21 protein-coding genes and 1 pseudogene are annotated in these 26,019 nt (G+C 72.0%); 6 read left to right on the forward strand and 16 right to left on the reverse strand.

Annotated elements, in window-relative coordinates; translation table 11 throughout:
* Positions 1–132 precede the first annotated feature (132 nt).
* On the reverse strand, positions 133–1,545 hold the full coding sequence (locus ACIBAF_RS12125; RefSeq protein WP_399463082.1) for an MFS transporter: 1,413 nt from the start codon (positions 1,543–1,545) through the stop codon (positions 133–135).
* Between the two features lie 71 nt (positions 1,546–1,616).
* Between ACIBAF_RS12125 and ACIBAF_RS12130 the strand changes: the two are divergent.
* A pseudogene (locus ACIBAF_RS12130) lies at positions 1,617–2,621 on the forward strand (GlxA family transcriptional regulator); the annotation flags it as partial.
* Here the strand turns inward: ACIBAF_RS12130 and ACIBAF_RS12135 are convergent.
* The 5 genes from ACIBAF_RS12135 to ACIBAF_RS12155 all read right to left on the reverse strand — a co-directional run bounded on the left by ACIBAF_RS12135 (position 2,550) and on the right by ACIBAF_RS12155 (position 8,297).
* On the reverse strand, positions 2,550–3,989 hold the full coding sequence (locus ACIBAF_RS12135) for an MFS transporter (RefSeq protein ID WP_399463083.1): 1,440 nt from the start codon (positions 3,987–3,989) through the stop codon (positions 2,550–2,552). The pseudogene ACIBAF_RS12130 and the gene ACIBAF_RS12135 overlap by 72 nt on opposite strands.
* 129 nt (positions 3,990–4,118) lie before the next feature.
* On the reverse strand, positions 4,119–4,877 hold the full coding sequence (locus ACIBAF_RS12140; protein WP_399463084.1) for a hypothetical protein: 759 nt from the start codon (positions 4,875–4,877) through the stop codon (positions 4,119–4,121).
* Positions 4,878–5,048: 171 nt separating this feature from the next.
* A complete protein-coding gene (locus tag ACIBAF_RS12145; RefSeq protein ID WP_399463085.1) occupies positions 5,049–6,098 on the reverse strand; it encodes a Zn-dependent alcohol dehydrogenase in 1,050 nt (349 codons plus the stop codon).
* Positions 6,098–7,252, reverse strand: a complete 1,155-nt coding sequence (locus ACIBAF_RS12150; RefSeq protein WP_399463086.1) for an acyl-CoA dehydrogenase family protein — start codon at positions 7,250–7,252, stop codon at positions 6,098–6,100. Before ACIBAF_RS12150 ends, ACIBAF_RS12145 begins: the two co-directional genes overlap by 1 nt.
* A gap of 130 nt (positions 7,253–7,382) precedes the next feature.
* Positions 7,383–8,297: an SDR family oxidoreductase gene (locus ACIBAF_RS12155; protein ID WP_399463087.1), complete on the reverse strand. Its 915-nt coding sequence runs from the start codon at positions 8,295–8,297 to the stop codon at positions 7,383–7,385.
* 102 nt (positions 8,298–8,399) lie between these two features.
* Here ACIBAF_RS12155 and ACIBAF_RS12160 point away from each other — a divergent pair, with 102 nt between their 5' ends.
* Positions 8,400–9,326: a cyclase family protein gene (locus ACIBAF_RS12160; protein WP_399463088.1), complete on the forward strand. Its 927-nt coding sequence runs from the start codon at positions 8,400–8,402 to the stop codon at positions 9,324–9,326.
* Between the two features lie 526 nt (positions 9,327–9,852).
* Here ACIBAF_RS12160 and ACIBAF_RS12165 read toward each other — a convergent pair.
* From ACIBAF_RS12165 to ACIBAF_RS12180, 4 genes are all read right to left on the reverse strand, one after another.
* Positions 9,853–10,365, reverse strand: a complete 513-nt coding sequence (locus ACIBAF_RS12165; protein WP_399463168.1) for an ATP-binding protein — start codon at positions 10,363–10,365, stop codon at positions 9,853–9,855.
* Between the two features lie 560 nt (positions 10,366–10,925).
* Complete coding sequence (locus ACIBAF_RS12170; protein WP_399463089.1) at positions 10,926–11,939, reverse strand: acyl-CoA dehydrogenase family protein; 1,014 nt, start codon at positions 11,937–11,939, stop codon at positions 10,926–10,928.
* A 10-nt stretch (positions 11,940–11,949) separates the two neighbouring features.
* Complete coding sequence (locus tag ACIBAF_RS12175) at positions 11,950–13,083, reverse strand: acyl-CoA dehydrogenase (RefSeq protein ID WP_399463090.1); 1,134 nt, start codon at positions 13,081–13,083, stop codon at positions 11,950–11,952.
* Positions 13,083–14,276, reverse strand: coding sequence for an amidohydrolase family protein (locus ACIBAF_RS12180; protein WP_399463091.1), 1,194 nt, complete (start codon positions 14,274–14,276; stop codon positions 13,083–13,085). Before ACIBAF_RS12180 ends, ACIBAF_RS12175 begins: the two co-directional genes overlap by 1 nt.
* 136 nt (positions 14,277–14,412) lie before the next feature.
* Here ACIBAF_RS12180 and ACIBAF_RS12185 point away from each other — a divergent pair, with 136 nt between their 5' ends.
* The gene (locus tag ACIBAF_RS12185) at positions 14,413–15,930 is read left to right on the forward strand and encodes a class I adenylate-forming enzyme family protein (protein WP_399463092.1); all 1,518 of its coding nucleotides are present in this window, start codon (positions 14,413–14,415) and stop codon (positions 15,928–15,930) included.
* Here ACIBAF_RS12185 and ACIBAF_RS12190 read toward each other — a convergent pair.
* A complete protein-coding gene (locus ACIBAF_RS12190; protein ID WP_079661579.1) occupies positions 15,909–16,421 on the reverse strand; it encodes an EF-hand domain-containing protein in 513 nt (170 codons plus the stop codon). The genes ACIBAF_RS12185 and ACIBAF_RS12190 overlap by 22 nt on opposite strands.
* Before the next feature lie 218 nt (positions 16,422–16,639).
* Positions 16,640–17,020 (reverse strand): STAS domain-containing protein, encoded by a 381-nt coding sequence (locus ACIBAF_RS12195; protein ID WP_399463093.1) that lies wholly within the window; start codon positions 17,018–17,020, stop codon positions 16,640–16,642.
* Positions 17,021–17,351: 331 nt separating this feature from the next.
* Here ACIBAF_RS12195 and ACIBAF_RS12200 point away from each other — a divergent pair, with 331 nt between their 5' ends.
* Together ACIBAF_RS12200 and ACIBAF_RS12205 are read left to right on the forward strand one after the other, a co-directional pair.
* Positions 17,352–17,942, forward strand: a complete 591-nt coding sequence (locus ACIBAF_RS12200; RefSeq protein ID WP_399463094.1) for an RNA polymerase sigma factor — start codon at positions 17,352–17,354, stop codon at positions 17,940–17,942.
* A complete protein-coding gene (locus tag ACIBAF_RS12205) occupies positions 17,939–19,378 on the forward strand; it encodes a maleylpyruvate isomerase N-terminal domain-containing protein (RefSeq protein WP_399463095.1) in 1,440 nt (479 codons plus the stop codon). The genes ACIBAF_RS12200 and ACIBAF_RS12205 overlap by 4 nt, the downstream gene beginning before the upstream one ends.
* A 31-nt stretch (positions 19,379–19,409) precedes the next feature.
* On the opposite strand, the gene purU is transcribed toward ACIBAF_RS12205, so the two are convergent.
* Both purU and ACIBAF_RS12215 read right to left on the reverse strand, forming a co-directional pair.
* Complete coding sequence (gene purU / locus ACIBAF_RS12210) at positions 19,410–20,294, reverse strand: formyltetrahydrofolate deformylase (RefSeq protein WP_399463096.1); 885 nt, start codon at positions 20,292–20,294, stop codon at positions 19,410–19,412.
* Between the two features lie 62 nt (positions 20,295–20,356).
* On the reverse strand, positions 20,357–20,857 hold the full coding sequence (locus ACIBAF_RS12215; RefSeq protein WP_399463097.1) for a hypothetical protein: 501 nt from the start codon (positions 20,855–20,857) through the stop codon (positions 20,357–20,359).
* A gap of 118 nt (positions 20,858–20,975) precedes the next feature.
* Between ACIBAF_RS12215 and ACIBAF_RS12220 the strand changes: the two genes are divergently transcribed.
* Entirely contained in the window at positions 20,976–22,304 is a 1,329-nt protein-coding gene (locus ACIBAF_RS12220) for an ABC transporter substrate-binding protein (RefSeq protein ID WP_399463098.1), read from the forward strand.
* 72 nt (positions 22,305–22,376) lie between these two features.
* Here ACIBAF_RS12220 and ACIBAF_RS12225 read toward each other — a convergent pair whose 3' ends face one another.
* Positions 22,377–24,299: a hypothetical protein gene (locus ACIBAF_RS12225; RefSeq protein WP_399463099.1), complete on the reverse strand. Its 1,923-nt coding sequence runs from the start codon at positions 24,297–24,299 to the stop codon at positions 22,377–22,379.
* Between the two features lie 212 nt (positions 24,300–24,511).
* On the reverse strand, positions 24,512–25,897 hold the full coding sequence (locus ACIBAF_RS12230) for a transcriptional regulator (protein ID WP_399463100.1): 1,386 nt from the start codon (positions 25,895–25,897) through the stop codon (positions 24,512–24,514).
* Positions 25,898–26,019 lie beyond the last annotated feature (122 nt).

Raw genomic sequence — 26,019 nt, forward strand, 5'->3', positions numbered from 1 at the left:
CGGCACAACCGCCGGGGGCGTCACGGCCGGGCGGCACAACCGCCGGGGGCGTCACGGCCGGGCGGCACAACCGCCGGGGGCGTCACGGCCGGGCGGCACAACCGCCGGGGGCGTCACGGCCGGGCGGCGGCCTTAGGCCGGGGTCGGAGCCGGGGTCGGGGTCGGGGTCGGGGTCGGGGTCGTGAGTGTTGGGCGGCGGCGGATCACCAGGGCCATCAGCGCCGCCGCGGCGCACAACGCGCCCGACGCGTACCAGACCACGTCGTACGAGCCGAAGACGTCCCGCGCCAGTCCGCCCAGGAAGGCGACCAGGGCCGCGCCGATCTGGTGGGAGGCGAGGACCCAGCCGAAGACGATCGCACTGTCGTCGCCATAGTGCTCGCGGCACAGGGCGAGGGTGGGCGGGACGGTGGCGACCCAGTCGAGACCGTAGAAGACGATGAAGAAGATCATCGGCGGGCGCACGGAGGGGTCCAGCAGAATCGGCAGGAAGAGAAGCGAGAGGCCGCGCAGCGCGTAGTACACCGCCAGCAGCCGACGCGGCTCGAAGCGGTCCGTGAACCAGCCGGAGGCGATCGTGCCGACCACGTCGAAGACGCCGATCACCGCGAGAAGCGAGGCCGCTGCCGTCACCGGCATGCCGTGGTCGTGGGCCGCCGGGACGAAGTGGGTCTGGATCAGACCGTTCGTCGAGGCCCCGCAGATCGCGAAGGTACCGGCCAGCAGCCAGAACGGCCCCGTGCGGACCGCCGCGAAGAGCACCCGCAGCGTGCGTCGCGCAGCGCCCTCCACCGGGGGCGGCTTCGGCACGAACTCCTGTGCCCCGTACGGCTTCTGGCCGACGTCAGCCGGGTGGTCGCGCAGCAGCAGCCACACGAAGGGGACGACGGCGAGCGCGGCCAGCGCCACCGTCACGGCCGCCGGACGCCAGTCGTAGCGCGTGACGATCCACGACAGCAGCGGCAGGAAGATCAGCTGGCCGGAGGCGGAGGCCGCGGTCAGAATGCCGCTGACCAGGCCCCGGCGTGCGGTGAACCAGCGGTCGGTGACCGTCGCCGCGAAGGCCAGCGCCATCGAGCCCGAGCCCAGGCCCACCAACAGGCCCCAGCACAGCAGCAGTTGCCAGGCCGCCGTCATCCACACCGTCAGAAGCGAACCGGCCGAGATCACGGTCAGGGCCACGGCGACCACCCGACGGATGCCGAAACGATCCATCAGCGCCGCCGCGAACGGGGCTGTAAGGCCGTACAGCGCCAGGTTGATCGAGACCGCCGCGCCGACCGTGCCGCGCGACCAGCCGAAGTCCTCGTGCAACGGATCGATGAGCAGTCCCGGAAGCGACCGGAAGGCCGCCGCACCGATGATCGTGACGAAGGTGACGGCGGCGACGAACCAGGCGCGATGGATACGGATACGGATACGGGACGGCTGCTTCCGCCCCAGCGCCGCCGGGGCGACAGGGGTCTCAGAAGTTCCAGGTGCTTCAGAGGCTTCAGAGGCTTCAGGGGCTTCAGGGGCTTCAGGGGCTTCGGCTGTCTGGGTCACGTCAAAGAGCATCCAATGTCCGTCTTCTCCCAACGAGTGGCCCGAGAGACAGCATTCGCTAGGATCGGGCCATGCGTCGTCACACGGAGCAAGGCTTCCGCCCCCACCGCGTCGTCGTCCTCGCCCTCGACGGCCTCCTCCCCTTCGAGCTGGGCATCCCGCACCGCATCTTCGGCCGCCCCAAGGACGCCGAGGGACGGCACCTGTACGAGGTCGTCACCTGCTCGATCCGGCCTCCGGGGCCCGTCGAGACGGACGCCGACTTCGCGATCACGGTCGCGAACGGCCCCGAGACCCTGGCCACCGCCGACACCGTGATCGTCCCGGCCTGCTACGAGCTCGGCCCGGTCTTCGAGGAGGGCGTGCTCACCGACGGCCTCGCCACCGCCCTCGCCCACATCCGGCCCGGCACCCGACTCGCCTCCATCTGCACCGGCGTGTACGTCCTGGCCGCCGCCGGCCTCCTCGACGGCCGCCCCGCCACCACCCATTGGGCCGACGCCGACCGCCTCCAGCGGCTCTTCCCGCAGATCGACGTCGACCCGGACGTCCTGTTCATCGACGACGGCGACGTCCTCACCTCCGCCGGTGTCGCCGCCGGCATCGACCTGTGCCTGCACATCGTGCGCCGCGACCACGGCACCGCCGTAGCCAACGACGTCGCCCGCCGCACGGTCGTACCGCCGCACCGCGACGGCGGCCAGGCGCAGTACATCGAGCGCCCCGTGCCCGATCCGCAGACGGCGACCACGACCGCCGCCCGCGCATGGGCGCTGGGCCGCCTCCACGAGCCGATCCAGCTGCGCGACATGGCCGAACAGGAGGCCATGTCCGTGCGGACGTTCACGCGCCGCTTCCGCGAGGAGGTCGGGATCAGCCCCGGCCAGTGGCTCACCCAGCAGCGCGTCGAGCGGGCCCGGCACCTGCTGGAGTCCAGCGACCTGTCCGTCGACCAGATCGCCCGGGACGCCGGTTTCGGCACCGCCCAGTCGATGCGCCAGCACCTACAGACGGCGCTCGGCGTCACTCCGACCGCGTATCGCCGCACCTTCCGAACCGGAGCCGGCAGACCGGGAGTCGGCGGGCCCGGAGTCGTCGGATCCGGAGTCGGCACGACCGAGCGCAACCGCAGCAGCGGAACCAGCGCAAGCAGTGCAACCAGTGCAACCAGTGCAAGCAACGGAAGCGGCCGCGCCCTCCGAAGCAGCCGAGTCCTCGGAACCAGCCGATCCATCGCAGTCAGCGGAGGCGGCGAAAGCCACGGCGGGATCGGCGCCCTGCGCTGAGCGGTCGGCGTGCCGCATCTCGCCCCACCAGCCGAGCGCGGTCAGCGCCAGCGTCAGACCCACCCCGGCCAGGATCGCGGTCGACGGCGCCACCGCCTGGAGCAGCGCGCCGGCGAGCGATCCCGTCGCCGCGTAACCCGCCCCCGCCGCCGCGTACATGACGGAGTAGCCCGCGGCCAGGGCGCCCGGCGGCAGGGCCTCGCGCAGGGACAGGTTGCGGGTGAGCATCGCGCCCGTCTGGAGCGTGCCGCCCACGGCAAGCGCCGCAGCGATCCCGACGACGCCCGGTATCAGCGCGGCGAGCGTCACACAGACCGACGTCCCGACCATCAGCGCCACACTGCGGGTGCGGAGCATCCCCGGCCAGGCCCGCAGCCCGTAGACGAACCCCCCGAGTCCCCCGCCCACGGCCATCCCGGTCAGCAACGGTCCGGACCAGCCCACCTCGACGCCCCGCTGTTCGAGCAGCGCCGGCAGGACGAGCTCGGCCAGCCCGAGCAGGGCCAGACTCGCCGCGCCCGTGACATACACCGGCCAGGCCCCGGCCAGCACCCGCAGCCGCGCCCCGCCACCGCCGGCGTGGTCCGCACCCCAGGCGGCCGGCAGAAGCCACAGGCCCGCGACCGACGACGCCATCAGGGCGGCGGCCAGCAGCAGCGGGACGCGCGGCGCGACGCCGAGGGCCAGCCCGGCGACCGCGGCCGGCGAGGCCGCCCACACGCCGGCCGTCAGCATCGACTCGACCGACAGCGCCTGCGCCGCCGACCGTTCCGGGACCAGCGTCGTGAGCAGCGTGCGCAGCCCGCCGGTGGCGGCGGCCGGAGCTGCCCCGGCCACGAACGCGAACCCACCGAGAACGGCGGGGTGCGCGCCCGGTAAGCCCCCCAGTCCCGCGAACCCGACGGCCCCGCACGCAAGCCCGACGGCCAGGTGCAGGCGGACCCGCTCATACCGCAGCCGCATTCCGAGAACCGGAGCGCCCACGATCTCGCCGATGACATACGCCGCCGCGAGCATCGCGCCCAGCGAGTAGCCGCCGGGCCGCTCGCGCACCAGGAACACCAGGGCCAACGGGGCCATGGCAACCGGCATACGAGCGCCGACGGCGGTGCAGGCCCAGATCAACACCTGTCGGGAGACGACATCGCGGTAACTCATGAACCGACCGTAGGCGGTACAGCTGACACGGCCCACGGGTTTCCCGACCCTGTGGACAACCCCGCCGGGGCGAGTGCCGGCGCGACGGCCTCTCGTCCTTCGAACACCGTTGCCGGCCGGTGCCGCCCATCAGGGAGTCGGCAGCTGGTCGTACATTCGGAAGGTGTAGGTCGCGTCGTACGCCATCAGATTCTGGCTCGACGCCGGCAGGCCGAGCCGGCGGTTGAGTGGCACTGTCAGCGGCCCGCAGTCTTCAGCGGCGGGGGCGACGAAGGCGTCGTCGTACGCCGAGAACTTGATCACCGGCGGATCCTGGGAGACCCACTCCGAAGGGCCCGACCGCTTCAGCTGAAAGTCGACCGGCGCGCTCGCCCCGATGATGCATCCCTGTGGCAGCAGCGGGCTCAGCAGCCGGAAGCGCAGGCTGAATTGCCCGGTATAGAAGTCGGATCGGCCACCGTACTCCGGCTTGATCGCCAATCGAGGCTGCCGCGAGTGCTCACCGGCCGCACTGCCTGTCAGCCCGCCTGGAACGGCGGTTGCTGCACCGTGCATCGCACCCCATACCTGCCCGTCGGTACCGTCCGGCATGGGCCCCTCGGCATGCGTCATGGTGATCGGAGCGAGAGTCACGCTGATCTTGCCCATCGTCAACTTCGGTGCCGCAGTGTGCACTTCACATCTCCAGCGGGCCGGGTCGACCCCGGTGGGGAGGGCCGGGCAGTCGCTGAAATCGGCCGCGGACGGGGCCGCGGCGGCACTCGGCTCGGCGTACGCGGGACCCGGCGTGTACACGCCCGCAAGACCTGCCAGGGCAGCGGTGCCGGCGAGGGTGACCGCGACGCGGCGGGCGAGAGACGGGCGGGGGCCATCGGCAGTGTTCGACATGATCAACAGTCTGCTGGCCATGACCGGCCGCCCGCTATCAGTGACTCCCCTGCCGCACCCCTGAGCCGACCCTGATGGATCGTCAGGGTCCACCCGGACGGACGGTCGAACGGGACAGCCGTCCGAACGGGACAGCCGTCCGAACGGGACAGCCGTCCGAACGTCAGAACGTCAGAACGTCAGCACACCTCGCGCCACCCGCCCGGCCTCCGCGTCCGCCGTCGCCTTCTCGAAGTCCTCGACCGGATAGGTCTGCGTGACGAGTTCGTCGAGCAGCAGTCGGCCCTCGCGGTACAGCTCGGCGTAGAGGGCGACGTCCCGCTGCGGCCGTGAGGCGCCGTAGCGGCAGCCCAGGATCGACTTGTCCAGGAACAGTGAGGAGACGAGGAAGGACGCCTCGGCGGTCGCGGGCGGCACCCCGAGCAGCACCGCCTGCCCGCGCCGGTCGAGCAGGTCGATCGCGGCCCGGATCAGCTCGACCCGCCCCACGCACTCGAAGACATGGTCCGCCCCCGTCGGCAGCAGGTCCCGCACGTCCTTCACGGACGTCAGGAAGTCGGTCGCCCCGAACAGCCGCGCCACCGCCTCCTTCGCCGGATTGGAGTCCACCGCGACGATCCGCAGCGCCCCCGCGATCCGCGCCCCCTGCAGCACGTTCAGCCCGATCCCGCCCGTCCCGATGACGACGACGCTCTCCCCGTACCCCACCCGCGCGCGGTTGAGCACGGCCCCGACGCCGGTCAGCACCCCGCACCCGATGAGCGCTGCGGACGTCAGGGGGATGTCCGTCGGGATCCGCACCGCCTGCACGGCCTTGACGACCGTCCGCTCGGCGAACGCGGAGTTGGCCGCGAACTGGTACACCGACCTCCCCGCGCGCGTGAACGGCTTCTGCGGGCGTCCGATGGCCTGTCGGCACATGGTCGGCCGGCCGCGGTCGCACTCCGCGCAGGCACCGCAGTTGGCGAGCGTGGACAGCGCGACATGGTCCCCGGGGACGACATGCGTGACGCCCGCGCCGACCGCCTCCACCACGCCCGCGCCCTCATGCCCGAGGACGACAGGAGCCGGGAACGGAATCGTCCCGTCGACGACCGACAGGTCGCTGTGGCACAGCCCCGCCGCCGAGATCGCGACCAGCACCTCGCCCGGCCCCGGATCCCGCACCTGAAGATCGTCGACGACCTCGGCCCGCTTCCCGTCGAACACCACGCCTCGCATCAGACGACCCCCTTGCGCTCTCTGGGCAGGCCGAGCACCCGCTCGGCGATGATCGTGCGCTGGATCTGGTCCGAGCCGCCGTAGATCGTGTCGGCCCGGGAGAACAGGAACAGGTACTGCTCGTCGTCGAGTTCGTACGGCGAGGACGGCGACCAGTCCACCGGTCCGACGCCCGCCGCCGCCCCCCGAACCTGCACCGCCGCCTCCCCCAGCCGCTGATGCCAGCCCGCCCACAGCAGCTTGGCCACGCTCGGCGCGCCCGGCCCGCCGGAGCCCCCCAGCGTCCGCAACGCGTTCCACCGCATGGTGCGCAACTCGGCCCACAGCCGCACCAGCCGATCGCGTACGACGGGGTCGTCGGCCGCGCCCGTCTCGACAGCCGTACGCACCACCCGCCCCAACTCCTCGGCGAAGCCGATCTGCTGGGCGAGGGTCGACACCCCGCGTTCGAAGCCGAGGAGACTCATCGCGACCCGCCAGCCGTCGCCCTGCGCACCCACGAGGTGCTCCACGCGCGCGTGCGCCCCTTCGAAGAAGACCTCGTTGAACTCGCTGGTCCCGGTCAGCTGCCGAATGGGCCGCACCTCGATCCGCCCCGGCTGGTCCATGGGCACGAGCAGGAAACTCAGCCCGCGATGACGCGTCGACTCCGGGTCGGTCCGCGCCAGCACGAAGCACCAGTCGGCCTCATGGGCGAGCGAGGTCCAGATCTTCTGCCCGGTGACGCGGTACGACCGTCCGTCGGGGGCGAGTTCGGCTCTCGTACGGACTCCGGCGAGGTCGGACCCGGCGCCCGGCTCGCTGTACCCCTGGCACCACAGTTCGGCGCCGGCGGCGATCGGCGGCAGGAAGCGCGCCTTCTGCTCCGCCGTGCCGTGCGCGAGGAGGGTCGGCGCGAGCAGGTTCTCCCCGATGTGCCCGGAGCGGGCCGGGGCCCCCGACCGCGCGTACTCCTCGGCCCAGGCGACCTGCTGCGTAAGACTGGCGACCCGGTTTCCGTATCCGTTTTCCGCCCACCCGATCCCGATCCAGCCGGCGGCCCCGAGGGTGCGTTCCCATGAGCGTCGTTCGCCGGTGTGCGGGGCGCTCGCCTCGAGCCAGGCACGCGCCTCGGCGCGGAACGCCTCGTCCTCGGCAGTGAATCCAAAGTTCACGGAGCTCTCCTCTCGGCGCTGGTCGCGACAATCACCCCAGGGGCGCGGGACTGTACCGATGTGCGGCTCCGCCGCGTGGGCGCGACCAGCCGCAAGCAGCCCGCAGTCGCCGCACGCCACATCCCCCGAGCTACTGGGCGTTCGGTCGGGCCCCCTCCCGCGCGGCCCGAGCCATCTCCTCCAACCGCTCCAGCATCGGCATCGGATCGACCCCCACCGTCGCCGGCAGGGACTCCGCGATGGTTTCGGGCGTCCATCCGCCGGAGGCGTACGCCGAACGCAGTTCACGCGGCTGCGCCCACACCGCGATCTTCGGCCCGGCGACGGTGTACACCTGCCCGGTGACCCCCGCGTCCCGCGCACGGTCCGACAGCAGATACACCACGAACGCGGCCACGTCCTCGGGTTCGCCGATCTCCGCCAGCTCCATCGGCACGCCCGCCGACATGCGCGTACGGGCCACGGGGGCCACCGCGTTCGCCGTCACCCCGTACTTGTGCAGGCCCAGCGCGGCGCTCCGCACGAGCGAGATGATCCCGCCCTTGGCCGCGCTGTAGTTGGCCTGGGACACCGATCCCTGGTGGTTGCCGCTGGTGAACCCGATCAGCGTGCCCGCCCGTTGCGCCCGCATCACCGCCGACGCCGCCCGGAACACGGTGAACGTGCCCTTCAGATGGGTGGCGACGACCGGGTCCCACTCCTCCTCGGACATGTTGAACAGCATCCGCTCGCGCAGGATCCCGGCCACGCACACGACCCCGTCGAGCCTGCCGTACGACGCGACCGCCACGTCGACGAGCCGCTGACCGCCCGCCATGGTGGAGATGTCGTCGGCGACGGCGACGGCCTCTCCGCCGGCCGCCGCTATCTCCTTGACGACGGCCTCGGCGACCTCGCTCGTGGGCGCGGCCCCGTCCACGCCCACGCCGTAGTCGTTGACGACGACCCGCGCGCCCTCCGCCGCCGCCGCGCGCGCCACCGCCCGTCCGATGCCACGTCCTGCCCCCGTGACGGCGACGACCTTGCCGGCCAAGAATTTCCCCACGCCCGGCCCCCTCCCACAGTTTCTGACGGACCGTTAGATTTGGGTTGCGAGGTCTAGGTTGACCCGTCAGTCGGTCGGGGACAAGCCCCGGGGAGGCATGGAATGACACTGCCGGTCGAGTTCCACGACATCGCGAAGCGCGTCAACAACTGGGGGCGCTGGGGGGCCGACGACGAGATCGGCACACTGAACCTCGTCACCGACGACGTCGTCCGCGCGGCCGTCGCCGAGGTCCGCACCGGCCGCCGCGTCCCGCTCGCGCTGCCCCTGCGGGAGGACGGCGTGCAGAGCGGGCTGATCCCGGGCCGGGTCAACCCGCTGCACGCCATGGTGCAGATCAACCAGGAGATCTTCGGCCCGGGCACGGTGGCGTGCTCCGACGACGTCGTGACGATGGGCCTGCAGGCGGGCACCCATTGGGACGCGCTGACGCATGTCTCGCACTCGGGGAAGCTCTACAACGGCCGTCCGGCCGCCACCGTCACCGCGCACGGCGGGGCCGAGTTCAGCGGCATCGACAAGGCACGGCACGTCGTCTCGCGCGGGGTGCTGCTCGACGTGGCACGCGCGCGTGGCGTCGACCGGCTGACGGGCGGGCACGCGGTCACTCCGGAGGACCTGGAGGCGGCAGAGGATCTGGCCGGCACGCGCGTGCGTGCGGGCGACATCGTGCTCGTACGGACCGGGCAGGTCCAGGTCTATCTGGCCGGCGACAAGCAGGGGTACGGCTTTCCCTCGCCGGGGTTGTCGGTCCGCGCCCCGGAGTGGTTCCACGCGCGCGATGTGGCCGCCGTCGCCAACGACACCCTGACCTTCGAGGTCTTCCCGCCCGAGATCGACGACCTGTGGCTGCCCGTGCACGCGCTCCACCTCGTGGAGATGGGGATGCTGCAGGGGCAGAACTGGAATCTCGAAGAGTTGTCCACAGCCTGTGGAGAAACCGGCCGGTACGCGTTCCTGCTGTCGGCGATGCCCGAACCGTTCGTCGGCGGGACGGGAACTCCGGTGGCCCCCGTAGCCGTTCTCTGAACACCACGCATCCCCGAGCCGCCAAGCCCCACAGACCCCCGACATCCACGAACAACGTCGGCTGGCGGCGCGCAGCTGCCCGCCCCGAGCACGGCACCGCGCACCGCCATCCGACTCCGGCGTGCCTCCCCGCTCTCCGCTTCGCTCGAGCGGGGGGACCCCCATCGACTCCCCTCGGCCCTGAGGGAACCGACGCCGAATCACGACCCACACTCGGCGAGGGCCTCCGTCACCGAAGCCCTCGTCGTCCCCTCACGGCGAATCGCTGACCACAAGCGTGATCAAACGGACACGTCACGTCAACACCCGAACGGAGATTTATTACTTACGCCCTATTTGCGGTGGGCGCGCACGGAAGCACAGCCAGGCGCACCGCCCCCTGACCGGCCAAGGCCGACAGCGCTTTCTGCGCCCGTGCCCCACAGCCTGCCGACCCTCCGACGCCATGCGCCCATCAGGAGGGGCTCCCAGGCACTCCCGGAAACACCGAGGCCGACCAAGGCCGGCCGAGGAACACCCGGGTCGCTCAGACCACCTCGAAGGCGAACCCTTCACAGGCCGACTCCTGGCCGACCGCGCTTCCGCACTCCGTCACGTTCCCGTGGCCCACCGCGGCCTCGTCGGGCCCGGCGCAACGGTCCAGTTCGCACCAGATCCGCTTGCCCGCGCCCTCGACGCTCCACCCCCAGCGGTCCGCGAGGCCGTCCACGAGGGCCAGGCCACGGCCGCCGGTCGCGTCGTCACCGGCACACCGGGGCACGGGGGCCCGGTCGCTGGCGTCGGCCACCTCCAGGCGGACGACGGACGCTTCGGCCGAGTCGTCGGCCGTCTCGCCCGCCGGCGCGGACGGCAGGGACAGCCGCAGCACGGCCGGACAGCCGGTGTGCACCACGGCGTTGGTGACCAGTTCGGAGACGAGCAGGATCAGCGTCTCGGCGAGCGGCTCCTCGTCCCCTATCCCGGACCCGGCAAGACGCGAACGGGCCCACCTCCGGGCGCGCCCCACCTCAGCGGGGTCGGGCCGGATCTCCAGCTGCACTTGAAGCACCTGCACCGCTCACACCATCCGAACCGGCGGACACATGGCCGTGCGCCACGCAAGCCACGCGAGCCGCGTGTGCACCATGACGACGGGGGCCACGATCGTAGCCATTTTCTGCATGGCCAGAACAACAGCCAGAGGCAGGGTGACGGAACGTGAATCCCTTACGAGACAGCTTGGTTGACGTACAGTCACCTCAACAAGCGCTTCGGGCATATTCCAGCGCGAAGGAGTACCCGTGCGGCATACTGTGCGACGCTCGTTGCGGGGAGTCGAACAGGCGGGGGCCGACTGCCCGTCCGCCCAGCAAGTGGCGGCGCGCACCGCCGGATCCGGCACCGCCCCAGGGGCACCGCCGGCATGGCTCATGCTCGGAACCACTCGCATCACACAGAAGGTACCGGAGCGACCCTCCGACTCCGGGCCGTGACGGGTCACGCATCGGACACAACCCGATATCAACGCTCCGTGATTCCGGTATGCCACAATCCGCGACATCCGTACGACCGTCCGACCGGCCCCCTGCCGTCACCGCAGGCAGCAGCGGTCGTACGCGGTCAACGGCCCGCCCCTGACAGCAGGTCACCCGCGAGCAGCTCCTCACTCTCCGTAGCGCCTCCAGCACGTCGAGTGCGCACCCAGGCCCGCTTGAGCAGCAGATGTACGTCTGCCTCCCAGGTGAAACCCATGCCGCCGTGCACCTGGAGGCAGTCGCGCGCGCCGCGCACGGCCGCCTCGTCGGCGAGGAGCCGGGCGGCCGCGATGTCGGCCGGGTCGGCGGTGACGGCCGCCGCGTAGAGCGCCGCGCGGGCCACCTCGACCCGCACCAGCAGCTCCGCGCACAGATGCTTGACCGCTTGGAAGGCCCCGATCGGCTGTCCGAACTGCTCGCGCGCCCGGGCGTGTTGCACGGCCAGCTCGCACGCGCGCGTGGCGGTGCCGAGCTGTTCGGCGGCGGTGAGGAGGACGGCGACGGGGTCCACGGCGACCGCTGCGCCCGGGCACGCCTGAACCCGGTGCAGCGGCGTCAACGGATCCACAGACCGCATCCGTACGACCCCCTCAAGGCCCCTGACGCCCTTGAGGTCCTCAAGGTCCTTGAGGTCGTCAGCGCCCCCGGTGTCCGTAGCGCCGGCCCTCGTGCCCCCGCTGCCCCCGCTGCCCCCGCTGCCCCCGATCTTCCCGCCGCCCCCAAGGACGACGTCCGCCTCCGTCAGCCACTCCACCACCCCGCCGCCGTCCACCGCCGCGACGACCGTCTCGCCGTCCGCCGCGCCGGGCACGTGTCCTGCCGCGAGGTGGGTGGCGATCAGCGGGCCGGGCAGCAGGGCCCGGCCCGCCTCCTCGAACGCCAACACCGCTTCGGGCAGGCCCAGTCCGACGCCGCCGTCCGCCTCGGGCAGCCGCAGTGCGAAGAACCCGGCCGCCCCGAGCTCCCGCCACAGCGCCCGGTCCAGCCGTCCCGGCCGGTCCACGGCGGCCCGCAGCGCCGTACGGTCGAAACGGCGCGCGAGCAGCCCCCGCATCCCGTCCCGCAGCGCCCGCTGATCTTCCGTCAGTTGGAAACGCATGGCTGAGCGTTCACCGCCCCTTCGGCAGCCCCAGGATCCGTTCGGCCACGATGTTGCGCTGGATCTGCGAGGTGCCGGCCGCGATGGTGTAGGACAGCGAGGAGAGCCGGTCGCCGACCCAGGGGTGGTCGAGGTCGAGACAGGCGTCGCCCAGGACGTCGGCCGCGGTGTCGTACAGGTCCTGGCGCGCCTGCGAGTACCTCAGTTTGAAAACCGAACCCCCGACGCCCGGCAGGCCCCCCGTGGCCTCCGCCTCGCTCACGTTCCACTGCGTCAGCCGCCACAGCGCCCTGAACTCGGCGTTGAGGCGGCCCAGCCGCTGCCGTAGCGCGGGATCGTCCCAGCGGCCGTTGCTCCGTGCCTCGCGGGCGAGTTCGCCCAGCACACGGCGGCAGGCGACGACCTCGCCGACGAAGGCGGTGCCGCGCTCGAAGGACAGCGTCACCATCGTCACGCGCCAGCCGTCGTTCTCCTCGCCCACCCTGTTGGCCGCCGGCACCCGCACCTCGTCGAGGAACACCTCGGCGAACTCGGCGGACCCGGCGAGGGTGCGCAGCGGCCGTACCGTGACGCCCGGCGCGTCCATGGGCATCGCCAGCCAGGTGATGCCCTTGTGCTTCGGCGCGCCCGGGTCGGTGCGGACCAACAGCTCGCACCAGTCGGCGACTTCCGCGTGCGAGGTCCAGATCTTGGAGCCGCTCACCACGTAGTCGTCGCCGTCGCGCCACGCGCGCGTGCGCAGCGCCGCGAGGTCGGAGCCGGCGTCGGGCTCGCTGAAGCCCTGGCACCAGACCTCCTCGCCGCGCAGGATCGGCGGCAGCCAGCGCTCGCGCTGCCCTGCCGTCCCCTCGGCGGCGATGGTCGGTCCGGCGTGCAGCAGCCCGACGAAGCCCGCCCCCACGTAGGGGGCGCCCGCCTTCTCCGTCTCCTCCAGGAAGATCAGCCGGACGGTCGGGGAGGCGTCCCAGTGGACGTCGGCGTATCCCGCCTCGTACAGCGTCCGCTGCCAGCCGAGGTCGTAGGCGCGGCGGCCGGGCCAGTCGTCCGGGGACGGCTTCGGCGGGAGCGTCGGCAGCGCCTTGCCGAGCCAGTCCCGCAGCCGGGCCCGGAACTCCGCGTCCTCGGGGCTGTCCGAGAGGTCCATCAGCTGTCGAAGTCCAGGTCCAGCATGCGGATCGCGTTGCCCCGCATCAGCTTGTAGACCGTCTCGTCGTCGAGGCCCTTGACGTGGTCGAGGGCGACCTCCTTGGTGTGCGGGAAGGTCGAGTCGACGTGCGGGTAGTCGGTTTCGAAGGTGGCGTTGTCGCGCCCCACGACGTCCAGGGAGGCGACGCCGTGCTTGTCGCGGAAGAAGCAGCAGAAGATCTGCCGGTAGTAGTACGTGGACGGCGGCTCGGGGATGAGGTCCCGGACGCCGCCCCACGCGCGGTGCTCCTCCCAGACGTCGTCGGCGCGCTCCAGGGCGTACGGGATCCAGCCCATCTGGCCCTCGGAGTAGGCGAGTTTGAGGCGCGGGAAGCGGACCAGGACCCCGCTGAAGAGGTAGTCCATCATCGAGGCCATCGCGTTGTTGAAGGACAGGGACGCCTGGACGGCCGGGGGCGCGTCCGGTGAGGCGGCCGGCATCTGCGACGACGACCCGATGTGCATGTTGACGACTGTGCCCGTCTCCTCGCAGACCGCGAAGAACGGGTCCCAGTACCCGGAGTGGATGGACGGCAGCCCCAGGTGGCTGGGGATCTCGGAGAACGTCACCGCGCGCACCCCGCGCTCCGCGTTGCGCCGGATCTCCGCGACCGCCAGCTCGACGTCCCAGAGCGGGATCAGGCACAGCGGGATCAGCCGGCCGCCGCTGCCCCCGCACCACTCCTCGACCATCCAGTCGTTGTAGGCGCGCACGCAGGCCAGCGCGACCTCCTTGTCGTGCGCCTCGGCGAACGTCTGCCCGCAGAAGCGCGGGAAGGACGGGAAGCAGAGGGAGGCCTCGACGTGGTTGAGGTCCATGTCGGCCAGGCGTGCCTTCGGGTCCCAGCAGCCGCGGCGCATCTCCTCCCGGGTGATGCCCTCCAGCGTCATCTCGTCGCGGTCGAAGCCGACGGCGGCGATGTTGCGCTTGTACGGGAACTTCAGGTCCTCGTAGATCCACCAGTCGGTGGGCTGGCCGTCCGGGTCCATCGTGATCTGGTACTTCCCGGCGACGTAGGCGAGCTCGCCGATCCCGGCGGTGAGGGGCTGCGGCCCCCGGTCCCGGTACCTGCGGGGCAGCCAGGTCGCGAAGAGGTGCGCGGGCTCGATCACGTGGTCGTCGACGCTGATGATGCGGGGCAGTTCGGTCATGGGACTCCCCTATTATCTGATGGACCGTCAGATTCGGTTGTACCGAGAAGGCTAGTGCGGCCCCCCTGGACCAGCAAGGCACCGGGCTCTACGCTCTGCCCACGATCTGACAGTCCGTCAGCTTTTGGGGGCCGCCGTGACCGACACCGCCCGCGCGCTGAGCGCGTCCCGCACCCTCTGGGAGCTCCTCGCCCGCCGAGCCGACCTCACCCCCGACCGCCGGGTCCTCCTTCAGGATGACCGCGCGCTCACCTTCGGCGAGCTACGCGCGCGTGCCGAGCGGACGGCGGCCGGACTGCACGACCTGGGCGTCCGCCCCGGCACGGTCGTCGCCTGGCAGCTGCCCACCCGCCTCGAAACGGCCGTCCTGTCCTTCGCCCTGGCCCGCCTGGGGGCCGTGCAGTCACCCGTCATCCCCTTCTACCGCGACCGGGAGGTCGGCTTCGCGCTGCGCGAGTCGAAGGCGGAGTTCTTCGCGGTGCCGGGCGTGTGGCGGGGCTTCGACCACACCGAGATGGCGCGACGACTCGGCGCGAAGGGCGTCTTCGAGGCGTACGACGACCTGCCCGAAGGGGATCCCGCGGTCCTCCCCGCCCCGCCCGCCGAGGGCGTCTCGGTGCGCTGGATCTACTGGACCTCGGGCACCACCTCCGACCCCAAGGGCGTGCTGCACACCGACCGTTCGCTGATCGCGGGCGGGTCGTGTCTCGCGCACGCGCTGCACCTGTCGGCGGACGACGTCGGCTCCATGGCGTTCCCGTACGCCCACATCGCCGGCCCCGACTACACCGTCATGCTGCTGCTGTACGGCTTCCCGGCGGTGATGTTCGAGCACTTCGCACTGCCGGACGCGCTGGAGGGCTACCGGCGGCACGGGGTGACGGTCGCGGGCGGATCGACGGCGTTCTACTCGATGTTCCTCGCCGAGCAGCGCAAGCAGCCGGGCGTTCCGGTGATTCCCACCCTGCGGCTGCTCGCGGGCGGCGGCGCGCCCAAGCCACCGGATGTGTACCACGCCGTCGTGCGCGAGATGGGCGTGCAGCTCACGCACGGGTACGGGATGACCGAGGTGCCGATGATCACCATGGGCGCGCCGGACGACACCGCGGAGAACCTCGCGACGACGGAGGGACGGCCGCCCGAGGGCATGGAGATACGGATCGCGGAGGGCGGTGAGGTGCGGTTGCGCGGGGAGGCCGTGTGCCGGGGCTATCTGGACCCCGCCCAGACCGCCGAGGCCTTCGACGCGGAGGGGTTCCTGCGCACCGGCGACCTGGGGCACGTGACCGCGGGCGGGCACCTGGTCCTCACCGGGCGGCTGAAGGACGTCATCATCCGCAAGGGGGAGAACGTTTCGGCCAAGGAGATCGAGGACCTGCTCGCCGCCCACCCGGCCGTCGGGGACGTGGCGGTGATCGGCCTGCCGGACGCGGAACGCGGGGAACTGGTGTGCGCGGTGGTGGAGGCGGCGGCGGAGGAGGCCGGGGAGCCGCTGACTCTGGAAGCGGTTGCCTCCTATCTGCGCGCGGCCGGACTCTCCGTGCACAAGCTGCCGGAGCGGCTGGAGGTGGTGGACGCACTTCCGCGCAACGAGACGCTCAGGAAGGTACTCAAGTACAAACTGCGCGAGCGCTACTCGGGGACGGTGAAGTAGCGGGCGAAGGCGGGCACGATCTCCGCCTCGCCGACCTTGCCGTCCGCGTCGGCGTCGAGAACCGCGGCGGCTCCGCGGGCGACCTCGTCGGGGGCTCCGAGGGCCTTGAGGACCCGTACGGTGTCCGCGACCGTGGCCCGGCCGTCACTGTCGGCGTCGGCGATGTCCAGGGCCGCGTGCAGGAAGGGGCGGGCGATCTCGGCGAACCGCTCCGGGTTGTCGCGCAGGCGCTTGACCGCGCCGTTCACGAACTCCTCCCGGGTGATGCGCTGGTCGCCGTCCCGGTCGGCGATGCCGGCCATGCCCTGCCAGAACGCCTCGGCCCCCGCGTACAGGGCCTGCCCCTTGTCGGAGCGGGCCGCGACGTCGAACTCGGCGAGCAGTGCCTTGGCCGCCGCACCGAAGTCCGCCCGGTCGATGTAGCCGTTGCCGTCCTGGTCGAAGGTGGCGAACCGGGCGGCGATCCTGCGTTCGTACTCACTGCTGACCATGGCTTGTCGGCCGCCTTACGTCATCACGTGGGGATACTTCCGGCAGGAGCGTACGACGCCGGCGACGCCCCGACAGCGGGAAGGTGACGTCTGTACCAAGACCGGGGGAATTCCGGTACGAGGGTGTGGCAGAGCGGATCCCGGACTCCCGCCGGCCCCCGCCGAGCCCGTTCTGGCTCGCGCATAGCGCGGTTTCGGCTGCGCCGAGCGGGTTCCGGCTACGCCGAGAGCGGTTCCGTCCCGTCGTCCACGGCGTCCGCGAGGTCCGCGTAGACGTCGAAGAGACGGCGGACGCCCAGCGCGCCCAGGACCCGGTTGACGTGCGAGTCCTCGGCCGCTCCCCGCGCGGGAAGGATCAGGCGCAGCCTCCCCCGGCAGGAGCGGATGAGACGGCGGGAGGCTATGAGCACGCCGACGCCGCTGGAGTCGCAGAAGTACACCTCGGAGAGGTCCAGGACGAGATGGTGGCGACCCTCGGCCACCTCGTCGTGCACCCGCTGCCGCAGCACCGGCGACGTCACCAGGTCCAGCTCGCCCGACACATGGAGCACGGCCCATCCGCCCTGCTCGCCGCCGGTCACTTTGAAGGCCACCACCACGCCCTTCGCTCGCTGTAGCTCGCTGTAAACGGAAGCTGTCCCTTCGCTTCCTTGCAGCGCGGCTGCCCAGCGGCCGTGCCCCGAAACGCCGAAGGAAAAACAGAAACCAAAGGAAAGAGGCTTGTTTCCGTCACTTCCAGTCCGGTTCGATCCGTAACTGTCGGGTAGACGCGGCCCATACCAGGCGCTCGCGGACAGGGGGCGCACATTGAAACAAAGGGGCGTGCATAACCGGACGTGCCGACTACATTCGAGGTGACGGTGGACGCAGGCTGGACACAGGCACGGCCGAAGGCACAGGCGGGTGCCTGGGCACGGGTGAGGGGGCCGCATGGCGAAGAAGGACGCACCGCCCCGCTGGGACCGCAAGATGCAACAGCGACTCGCACGCGGTGAGGCGGCCGCCCTCGGCGAGCTCTACGACCGTTTCGCTTCACTCGTGCACGGTCTCGCCCACCGCGTGCTCGAAGACGAACACGCGGCGGACGGCATCACCCGCGAGGTCTTCGCCCACGTCTGGGAGCACCCCGACGCCTACGACCCGAAGCAGGGCCCCCTGCGCACCTGGGTCGCCGCGCTGACCCACCGCCTCGCCGTACAGCGACTGCACGCCACCGAGACCGCCGCGCTGGCCGAGACCGGCCACGGCTCCGCCGAGGCGACCGAGGAACTGGAACGCAAGGTGCGCCACGCCTCCGTCGCCGCCCGCGCCGACTACATCGTCCAGGCCATGCCCGCCCCGCTGCGCGCCGCCCTGGAACTGGCCTACTTCCAGCGCCGCGACTACCGCCAGACCGCGGTCGACCTCGGCGTCACCGAGGACGAGGCCCGCCGCCGGCTCCGCCTCGGCCTCCAACTCCTCTCCACCGCCCACGACGCCCCGTCCCCCGGCGCACCCCCCGGCTACGGGGGTGCGGCGTGAGCGACACGAACGGCTTCGAGTCGTACGACGGCGAGAACGAGGAGGACAGGAAGAACGGGGAGGACGGAGCGAACAGGGAGGACGCGAAGGGCCGCGAGGAGACGGGGCGGACAGACGGAACGGACGAGGAGAGCGTGGACACGAACGCCCAGGGCGGCACATCCGCGCCCACGCCCCGCATCCCGCTCCCCCGCGCCTCCGTGGAGGACAGCGGCCTGCCGCTGCCCGTGCTGGAGGACCCGACCTCCCCGGCACCGCCACCGCCACCGCTCACCCTCGACCACCCGGTGCTCAAGTCCCTGCTGGGCGCATGGGCGCTGGCCGCCTGCTCGGCCGAGGAGACGGCGGCCGTCGAGGAACACCTCGGCGACTGCGGGGCCTGCGCCGACGAGGCACGGCGACTGCGCGAGGCGGTCGGCCTGCTCCAGCGCCCGGAGAGCCTCGACCTCGACCCCGGCCTGCGCACCCGCGTCCTCGACGGCTGCCTGGACCGACGCCCGCCCCGCATCCCGGTGCCGGCCTGGGCCGCGTCGTACGACGCCGAGACCGCGCGGCTCGACGCCCTGCTCCAGGACTTCGGGGACGCCGAGTGGCACGCGCCCGTACGGCTGCGCTGGTTCCGCGGCGCGGGCGAGACGTATCGCCGGACGACCGTCGCCGGCGTCATCGCCCACCTGCTCGCCGTGGACGGACTGGTCGCGCTGGCCCTGGGCCTGGACGACCCGCTGGACGCCGTCGAAAAACCGGAAGAGCGGGAAGAGCGGGAAGAGCGGGAGCGGCTCGTGGGCGGGCCGCTGGACACGCCCGCCCGCCGCACCGAGGCGCTCTGGGCGGGCTCGCACTACCCGCCCACCCGTTCGGTGCGCGCCCCCTGGCGCGAACAGGCCCACGCCCTCGTGCGCACGGTCTCCTTCACCGGCGCCGGCCCGGGCCCCGGCACCCTGCCCGTCTCGTACGGCGGCTTCGAGCTGCCGCTGCGGGACGCGATGCTCGACCGCGCCTTCGAGTGCTGGGTGCACGCCGAGGACATCGCGGACGCCGTCGACTACCCCTACGCGCCACCCGCCCCGCGCCATCTCCACGGCATGATCGACCTGGCCGCACGGATGCTCCCGGAGACGCTCGCGGCCCGCCGCCGGGCCGGCCTCGCCACCCCCTCGCACACCCGCCACCTGGTGCCCGCCGGCCGCCCCGGCCGCAGTCTCCGCCTGGAGATCGAGGGCTCGGGCGGCGGCCAGTGGCTGATCCCCCTGGACTCCCCCGGCGCGGTCGGCTCCGCCGACCACGAGGTCGCCCACGTAGCCCTGGACGACGTCGAGTTCTGCCGCCTGGCCGCAGGCCACGTATCCCCGGAGGAAGCGGCGGCCGGCCAGTTGGGCGACCGGGACGCCATCAGGGACGTACTGTTCGCGGCGGCGGCGCTGAGCAGGATGTAGGGCGCTGAGCAGGAGGTAGGGGGCGGCGGGCCTACGGGAAGACGACCGTCCGGCGTCCGTTCAGCAGGATTCGTCGTTCCGCGTGCCACTTGACCGCGCGGGCCAGGGCCTGGCATTCGACGTCGCGGCCGATGGCGACCAGCTGGTCGGGGGTGACGCCGTGGCCGACGCGTTCGACCTCCTGCTCGATGATCGGGCCCTCGTCGAGGTCGGCGGTGACGTAGTGCGCCGTCGCGCCGATCAGCTTCACGCCCCGCGCGTGCGCCTGGTGGTATGGCTTCGCGCCCTTGAAGCTCGGCAGGAAGGAGTGGTGGATGTTGATGATCCGGCCGCTGAGCTGCTTGCACAGGTCGTCCGACAGCACCTGCATGTAGCGGGCCAGGACGACCAGCTCGACGCCCTGCTCCCGGACCAGCTCCAGCAGCTCCGCCTCGGCCTGCGGCTTGTTGTCCTTCGTCACCGGGATGTGGCGGAAGGGAATGTCGTACGAGCCCACGAGCTCGGCGTAGTCGGTGTGGTTGGACACCACGGCCGCGATCTCCACCGGCAGCGCGCCGATGCTGGCGCGGAAGAGCAGGTCGTTCAGGCAGTGACCGAACTTGCTGACCATGAGGACGATGCGCATCTTGTCGTCGGCCCGGTTGATCTGCCAGTCCATGTGGAAGGAGTCGCCGATCGCCGCGAAGCTCGCCCGCAGCTTGTCCACCGTCACCGGCGACTCGGCCGAGAAGTGGACGCGCAGGAAGAACAGACCCGTGTCGCGGTCGCCGAACTGCTGACTGTCCTCGATGTTGCAGCCGGTCATGAAGAGGTAGCTCGACACGGCGTGCACGATGCCCTGCTTGTCGGGGCAGGAAAGCGTGAGGACGTACTGATCGGCGGGGGTCGCCGCGGCTCGGGTGGACTGCTCAGTCATGCAGCCCAGGGTCTCATGCCCCTACCGGCCGGACGGAACGCTGTCCGCTACGCGGACCGGCCCTACGCGGACCTGGTCATGATCCGCAGCACCTCGAGGGTTCGGGGCGGGGCGTCGGGTTCGTCGCCGTCGGCCGTCGCCATCCGTACATGCGCGTCGCGCGCCGCCCGTACGGCGTCCGGCCAGCCCTGGTGCTCGACGTACGCGGAGACCGGGGCGTCCGGCCCGACCTGGTGCATGATCCGCAGCACGCGCAGCACGGCGGTGTCGACGAGCGCCGCCTCCTGCGAGTCGCGGAAGATCGTGCCGACGTACTTCTCGGCGGACCAGTTGTCGAGCCAGGTGTCCTCGACGAGGCGGTACACGGCGTCCGTGACGTCCCCGTAGCCCTCGACGCCGGCCAGCCAGACGTTCTGCTGGAACACCGGGTCGGAGAGCATGTGCAGCGCGGAGCGCACATTGCTGCGCCAGCGCCACCACGGCATGTCGTTGAGTGGCATGCCGCCCATGGTGGAGGAGCGACGGCCGCGACGGGAAGAGTTCTCCGAACCTTGCACGGTCATCGATCGTACGTTTCCCCGTCACAGCAGCCTCACGGGCCCCCGCAATTCACCTCGACGTCACCCCTCGTTGACCGTGAGTCACTCGCAGGTTGGCTGTGTGACGGAATCGTGCGTGTCCATGACCGGCAAGCGACGCACTTCCCTGCGAAGTACCTTCCTCCCCAGGTCCTTCCGCTTCACCAGGTCCGTCAGAGCGACCGCCCTCTCGGCGGGCGCCGTGGCCGCCTGTGCGTCACTCGCCGTCGGTTGCGGGGTCGTCCCCGGTACCACGGGGGGTTCCGGGGACGGCCCGATCGTCGTCATGACATGGGCGCCCGAAGAGACGTCGGCGACCAACAAGCCGGGCATGCCCGCCTTCGCCCGCGCCTACGCCCGCTGGATCAACGCGAACGGCGGCCTGAACGGCCGCAAGCTCAAGGTGCTGACCTGCAACGACCACAACGACACGGTGTCCGCCGCGAAGTGCGCCCGCCGGGCGGTCAAGGAGGACGCGGTCGCCGTCGTCGGCTCCTACAGCCAGCACTCCGACGCCTTCTTCCCCTACCTGGAGGGCGACGGCATCCCCTACATAGGCGGCTACGGCGTCACGAACGAGGAGTTCACCAGCCCGTTGTCGTACCCCGTCAACGGCGGCCAGTCCTCCCTCCTGGCGGGCCTCGGCAAGGAGCTGGCCGCGACCTGCGGCCCCGTCTCCCTCGTCCGCCCCGACACCATCGCCGGCGACGCGCTGCCCACGATGCTCAACGCCGGGCTGACCGCGGGCGGCCACGCCAAGGCCAAGGACCAGCGCGCACCGGAGGACGCCACCGAGTACTCGGCACAGTCCGAGACCGCCCTGGAGCACGCGACCGACGGCAAGAGCCGGAGCGGGAAGGGGTGCGTGGTGCCCGCCCTCGGGGACCGCACCAGCACCTTCATGGACTCCTTCCGGCGCGCCCGCACGGACTACACCGCCGTCAACACCGCGACCGTCCTCGGCAGCGTCGACCAGACGGTCATCGACGCGGCCGGCGGCGGCTCCGGGCCGTACGAGGGGTCCTACGTCACCGGCTGGTACCCCGTGGCGAGCGACCCCGCCTGGGACCCGATGAAGAAGGTCATCAGCGAGCAGGCGTTCTCCGACACCCGCATCGACGCCGGCGACACCGGAGTGCAGACCACCTGGATCGCCTACAACGTGTTCCGGCAGGCCGTGGAGTCACTGGGCGACGGCGAGGTGACCTCCTCCTCCGTGCGGAGCGCCCTGGACGACGGGCTGAAGGTCACCACCGGCGGGCTCACCCCGACGCTCCGCTGGCAGTTCACCGACCGCCTCGCCTCCATCGGCTTCCCCCGCCTCGTCAACGCCGACGTCACCCTCCAGACCGTGCAGAAGGGCCGGCTGGTGGCCGCGAAGAAAGGCTTCACCGACGTGACGAAGACCCTGGAGAAGGCGGACGTCGACTGACGGACCGCCCCCGCCGCCTCCTGGCTGGAGCTGGGTCCGCCGACTGAGGCCGGCTGGAGCCTGGTGGGCAGGCTAGAGCTGGGTGGGCTGGCGCTGGGTCAGGCCGTACGTCTTCGCGATCTCGTTCCACAACGTCGCGGCCTGCGACTTCTGCGCGCTGGCGGTGCCGCTCGCGCGGTTGCCGGCCTGGGTCTCGGAGGTGGTGCGGGCCGAGCCCTTCTTGCAGCTCTTCTTCTTGCTGCCGGCGACCTGGTCGGCCCAGGCCGCGTAGTGGTCGTCGGCGGACGCGGACGCCTGCCACGCCTTGGTGAGGGCGGTGGTCAGGGCGGCGTGGTTCGGCAACTGGTCGACCTTCAGCCCGGACAGGCTCGTCACCAGGTCGGTGCGCTGCTTCGCCGCGGCCCGCAGGTCGGTGGCGGCCTGGGCCAGGTTGCCGCAGGACTTCACCTCCGCCACCGCGCTGATCACGCTGGCCCGGCTGCTGCCGCTGTCCGCCAGCAGCTTGTCCAACGCGACGGCCTGCTGCTCGGCCGCACCGGCGCCCTGTGACGCGGACCCGCCGGTCGCGGGAGCGGACGCGGCGACGGTCTTGTTGTCGTCGCCCGTGCCGCCGCCCCCGCCGGAGAGCAGCGCGCCCGCGCCGACCCCGACGACCGCGAGGGCCACCCCGATCGCCGCGAACAACGGCACCCGCGACCCGCTACGGCCATCCCGGCCGCCGTCGTCGTCACGCCCCCCGAGCCGCCCGCCCGCCGCCGGGTCACCGGGCGGGGTGTAGGCGGGCTGCGGGGAGCGGGCGGCGGGCCCGGCGCCGGCGCCGTAACCCTGCGGGCCGCCGTGAGCGCCATGACCGCCATGGCCTCCGTAACCGCCGTATCCGGGGGGCTCCGGCTCGGAGAAGCGCGGAAGCTGCTGTGTGGAACCGGCCGGGCTCTCGCTGCCCGGGCCGCTGCGGAAGAGGTTCTCGAACTCGGCGGGCGGCTGCCGGTCCCCGCCGGCCTGCGCGGGGACGGGCGGGAGATACTGCGTGGCCTCGGCGTCGGAGTGCGCGCCCGGCTGGCCGTGGGCGGGCATCGGACCGGGGCCCGGAGCCGGAGCGTTCTGCGGGGCGCGGCCCAGGAAGTGGGTCGACTCGGCCGGGGTCTCGGGCGGCAACGCGCCCGGCGCGACCGGCGGCAGGTACTGCGTCGCACCCTCGTCGACAGGTGCGGCGGCGGGGACGGGCGGCAGGTACTGGGTGGCGCCCTCGTCGGCCGGGGACGCCGGACTCGGGGCCGACGGTATCGGCGGTATGTACTGCGTCGCGCCGTCGTCGAAGGCCGCCGAGGACGCGGAGGCGGCAGAAGCGGCGGGGGGAGCGGCCGGCGGCAGCGGGGCGCTCGGCGTGCCCTGGCCGTACGTCGGATGCGCCGGGGCCGGTGCGCCCTCGGGCGGGAGCGGACCCGCGCCCGCCTGCGTGCCGCCGCTCCACGGGGCCGCCTGCAGGGCGTTCCACTGGTCCTGCTGATCCTGCTGATCCTGCTGCTGGTGTGCCTGGCCCGTCCGGCCCGTCCGGCCCGTCCGGCCCGTCTGGTCCGCGGGGAGCGGCCAGCCCTGGGACGGCTGCTGCGGGGCGGGCGTCTGCTGGTCCGGGCCCCAGGGCTGCCCCCAGGTCTGGCCGCCGGCCGGCGTCTGCTGCCCGTACTCCGGTTGACCGTACTGCCGCTGCCCATACTCGGACTGCCCGTACTCGGACTGCCCGTACTCGGACTGCGCGTACTCGGGCTGCCCGTACTGCTGCTGGCCGCCGTAGTGCTGCTGACTGTGCTGCTGAGCGCCGTACTGGCCGGAACGGTCGTCCGACGGCGGGGCCGGCGGCTGTTCCGGACGGGGCGCCCGCCGTGGGGCGCTCGCCGTCATTCCCGGCAGCAGGGGTTCCCCACCGTCGGAGGGCAGCACGATGCCTTCGCGCGCGGGCTGCGCCGAGGGCTCCTCGCCCTGTCCACTCTGCGTCACCGGGACTCCTACGAATGGGGGACCTTCGGAATCGTCGGCTCACGCTACCGGGTCCCCGGAACCCCGTGCCACGCAGCTCAGAACGTGATCTCCCTCCCAGCGAGGCCGAAGTGACGTCGGTAACAGATCCGGAGCGCCGTGCGCTGTATCCGTGGCTCGCTGTGCGGGACCTCGCTGTTTCCCGCACGTTCACGCAGCGGCGCCCCGTCCGTTCACGCCGCGGTCTGCAGCTCCAGCCGCGCCCCGAACTCCCTCACCACCGACTCGTCCCGGAACGGCTCCAGTCGCTGCTGAAGATCCTCCAGGTACTCCGCGCCCCGGTTCGAGCGGAGCGTCTCCAGCAACTCGACCGCTTTCAGACCGGTGTTGCAGGCCTGTTCGATCTCGCGCTGCTGCACCTGCGCGGTGGCCAGCAGGACGTACCCGATCGCACGCCGGCGCGCACGGCTCCGCGGATGCCCGGCCAGGGCCTGCTGTGCGCAGCGCGCCGCCGCCTCGGCCTGGCCCAGGTCGCGGTGGCAGTGCGCCAACTCGTCGGCCAGATAGGCCTCGTCGAAGTGCGCGATCCACACCGGGTCGTCCCCGGAGGACGGATCGGCCGCCTCCAGCGCCGACACCGCCCGCCCGGACGCTTCCTGCGCGCCGCGCGCGTCACCCATCAGCGCGTGCCCGCGCGCCTCCGCCGCGAGGAACATCGCCTCCGCGCGCGGCGTCACGCGTCCACGCGCCCCCTCCTGTGCCGCCCGCGCCAACTGGGCGATCTCGCGCGGGTTTCCAAGCTGGGCCGCGAGATGGCTCATGGACGCGGCGAGGACGTACCCGCCGTACCCTCGGTCGCCCGCCGCCTGGGCGAGCCGCAGGGCCTGGATGTAGTAGCGCTGGGCGAGGCCCGGTTGGCCGGTGTCGACGGCCATGTACCCGGCGAGCTCCGTCAACCGGGCCACGGCCGCGAAGAGTTCCCGCCCGACGGCCTCCCGGTAGGAGCCGGCCAGCAGCCCCGAGACCACGCTGTTGAGGTAGTGCACGACGACCGGGCGGACGTGCCCGCTGCCGTACTGGTGGTCCAGGTCGACCAGCGCCTGCGTCATCGCCTTGACGGCGGCGACGTCGGACAGCCCCACCCGGGGTCCCGCCGAGCGCGCCACCTGCGCGTCGGGCGAGGAGATCAGCCAGTCGCGGCTCGGCTCGACCAACGCCGAGGCGGCCACGGACGATCCGGACAGGAAATCCCGCCGGCCCACGTCACTGCGCCACAGCTCGCAGACCTGCTCGATGGCCCCCAGTACCGTCGGCGAGAACTGGAGACCCACACCCGAGGCGAGGTTCTTGCCGTTGGCCATGCCGATCTCGTCGATCGTGACCGTACGGCCGAGCTTGCGGCCCAGCGCCTCGGCGATGATCGCCGGGGCGCGTCCGCGCGGCTGCTGTCCGCGCAGCCAACGGGCCACGGACGTCTTGTCGTAGCGCAGGTCGAGTCCGTGCTCCGCACCGCACATGTTGACGCGGCGGGCGAGCCCGGCGTTCGAGCACCCCGCCTCCTGGATGAGCGCCTGCAGCCGTTCGTTCGGCTGCCGCGCGACTAGCGGCCTTGCGGCCATTGGCACTACCCCCTGTGGAGTTCCGTACCGAAAAGTTCCGGCCGAGAAGATCAATGCCCCACGGACATGGCGAAAATGCGAGGCATGCGAGGATTGCCGAGTATTTCCGGGTTACCGACGGA

This window comes from Streptomyces sp. NPDC051677, from assembly GCF_044453465.1.
Classification (GTDB): Bacteria; Actinomycetota; Actinomycetes; order Streptomycetales; family Streptomycetaceae; genus Streptomyces.

What these genes read in the sequence shown, in the direction of transcription:
- ACIBAF_RS12135 (WP_399463083.1), bottom strand. Translation starts at nt 3,989, where the DNA reads ATGAGTTACCGCGATGTCGTCTCCCGACAGGTGTTGATCTGGGCCTGC.
- purU (WP_399463096.1), bottom strand. Translation starts at nt 20,294, where the DNA reads ATGACTGAGCAGTCCACCCGAGCCGCGGCGACCCCCGCCGATCAGTAC.
- ACIBAF_RS12180 (WP_399463091.1), bottom strand. Translation starts at nt 14,276, where the DNA reads ATGACCGAACTGCCCCGCATCATCAGCGTCGACGACCACGTGATCGAG.
- ACIBAF_RS12200 (WP_399463094.1), top strand. Translation starts at nt 17,352, where the DNA reads ATGGCGAAGAAGGACGCACCGCCCCGCTGGGACCGCAAGATGCAACAG.
- ACIBAF_RS12145 (WP_399463085.1), bottom strand. Translation starts at nt 6,098, where the DNA reads ATGCGAGGCGTGGTGTTCGACGGGAAGCGGGCCGAGGTCGTCGACGAT.
- ACIBAF_RS12175 (WP_399463090.1), bottom strand. Translation starts at nt 13,083, where the DNA reads ATGGACCTCTCGGACAGCCCCGAGGACGCGGAGTTCCGGGCCCGGCTG.
- ACIBAF_RS12140 (WP_399463084.1), bottom strand. Translation starts at nt 4,877, where the DNA reads ATGTCGAACACTGCCGATGGCCCCCGCCCGTCTCTCGCCCGCCGCGTC.
- ACIBAF_RS12160 (WP_399463088.1), top strand. Translation starts at nt 8,400, where the DNA reads ATGACACTGCCGGTCGAGTTCCACGACATCGCGAAGCGCGTCAACAAC.
- ACIBAF_RS12215 (WP_399463097.1), bottom strand. Translation starts at nt 20,857, where the DNA reads ATGACCGTGCAAGGTTCGGAGAACTCTTCCCGTCGCGGCCGTCGCTCC.
- ACIBAF_RS12230 (WP_399463100.1), bottom strand. Translation starts at nt 25,897, where the DNA reads ATGGCCGCAAGGCCGCTAGTCGCGCGGCAGCCGAACGAACGGCTGCAG.
- ACIBAF_RS12220 (WP_399463098.1), top strand. Translation starts at nt 20,976, where the DNA reads ATGACCGGCAAGCGACGCACTTCCCTGCGAAGTACCTTCCTCCCCAGG.
- ACIBAF_RS12190 (WP_079661579.1), bottom strand. Translation starts at nt 16,421, where the DNA reads ATGGTCAGCAGTGAGTACGAACGCAGGATCGCCGCCCGGTTCGCCACC.
- ACIBAF_RS12170 (WP_399463089.1), bottom strand. Translation starts at nt 11,939, where the DNA reads ATGCGTTTCCAACTGACGGAAGATCAGCGGGCGCTGCGGGACGGGATG.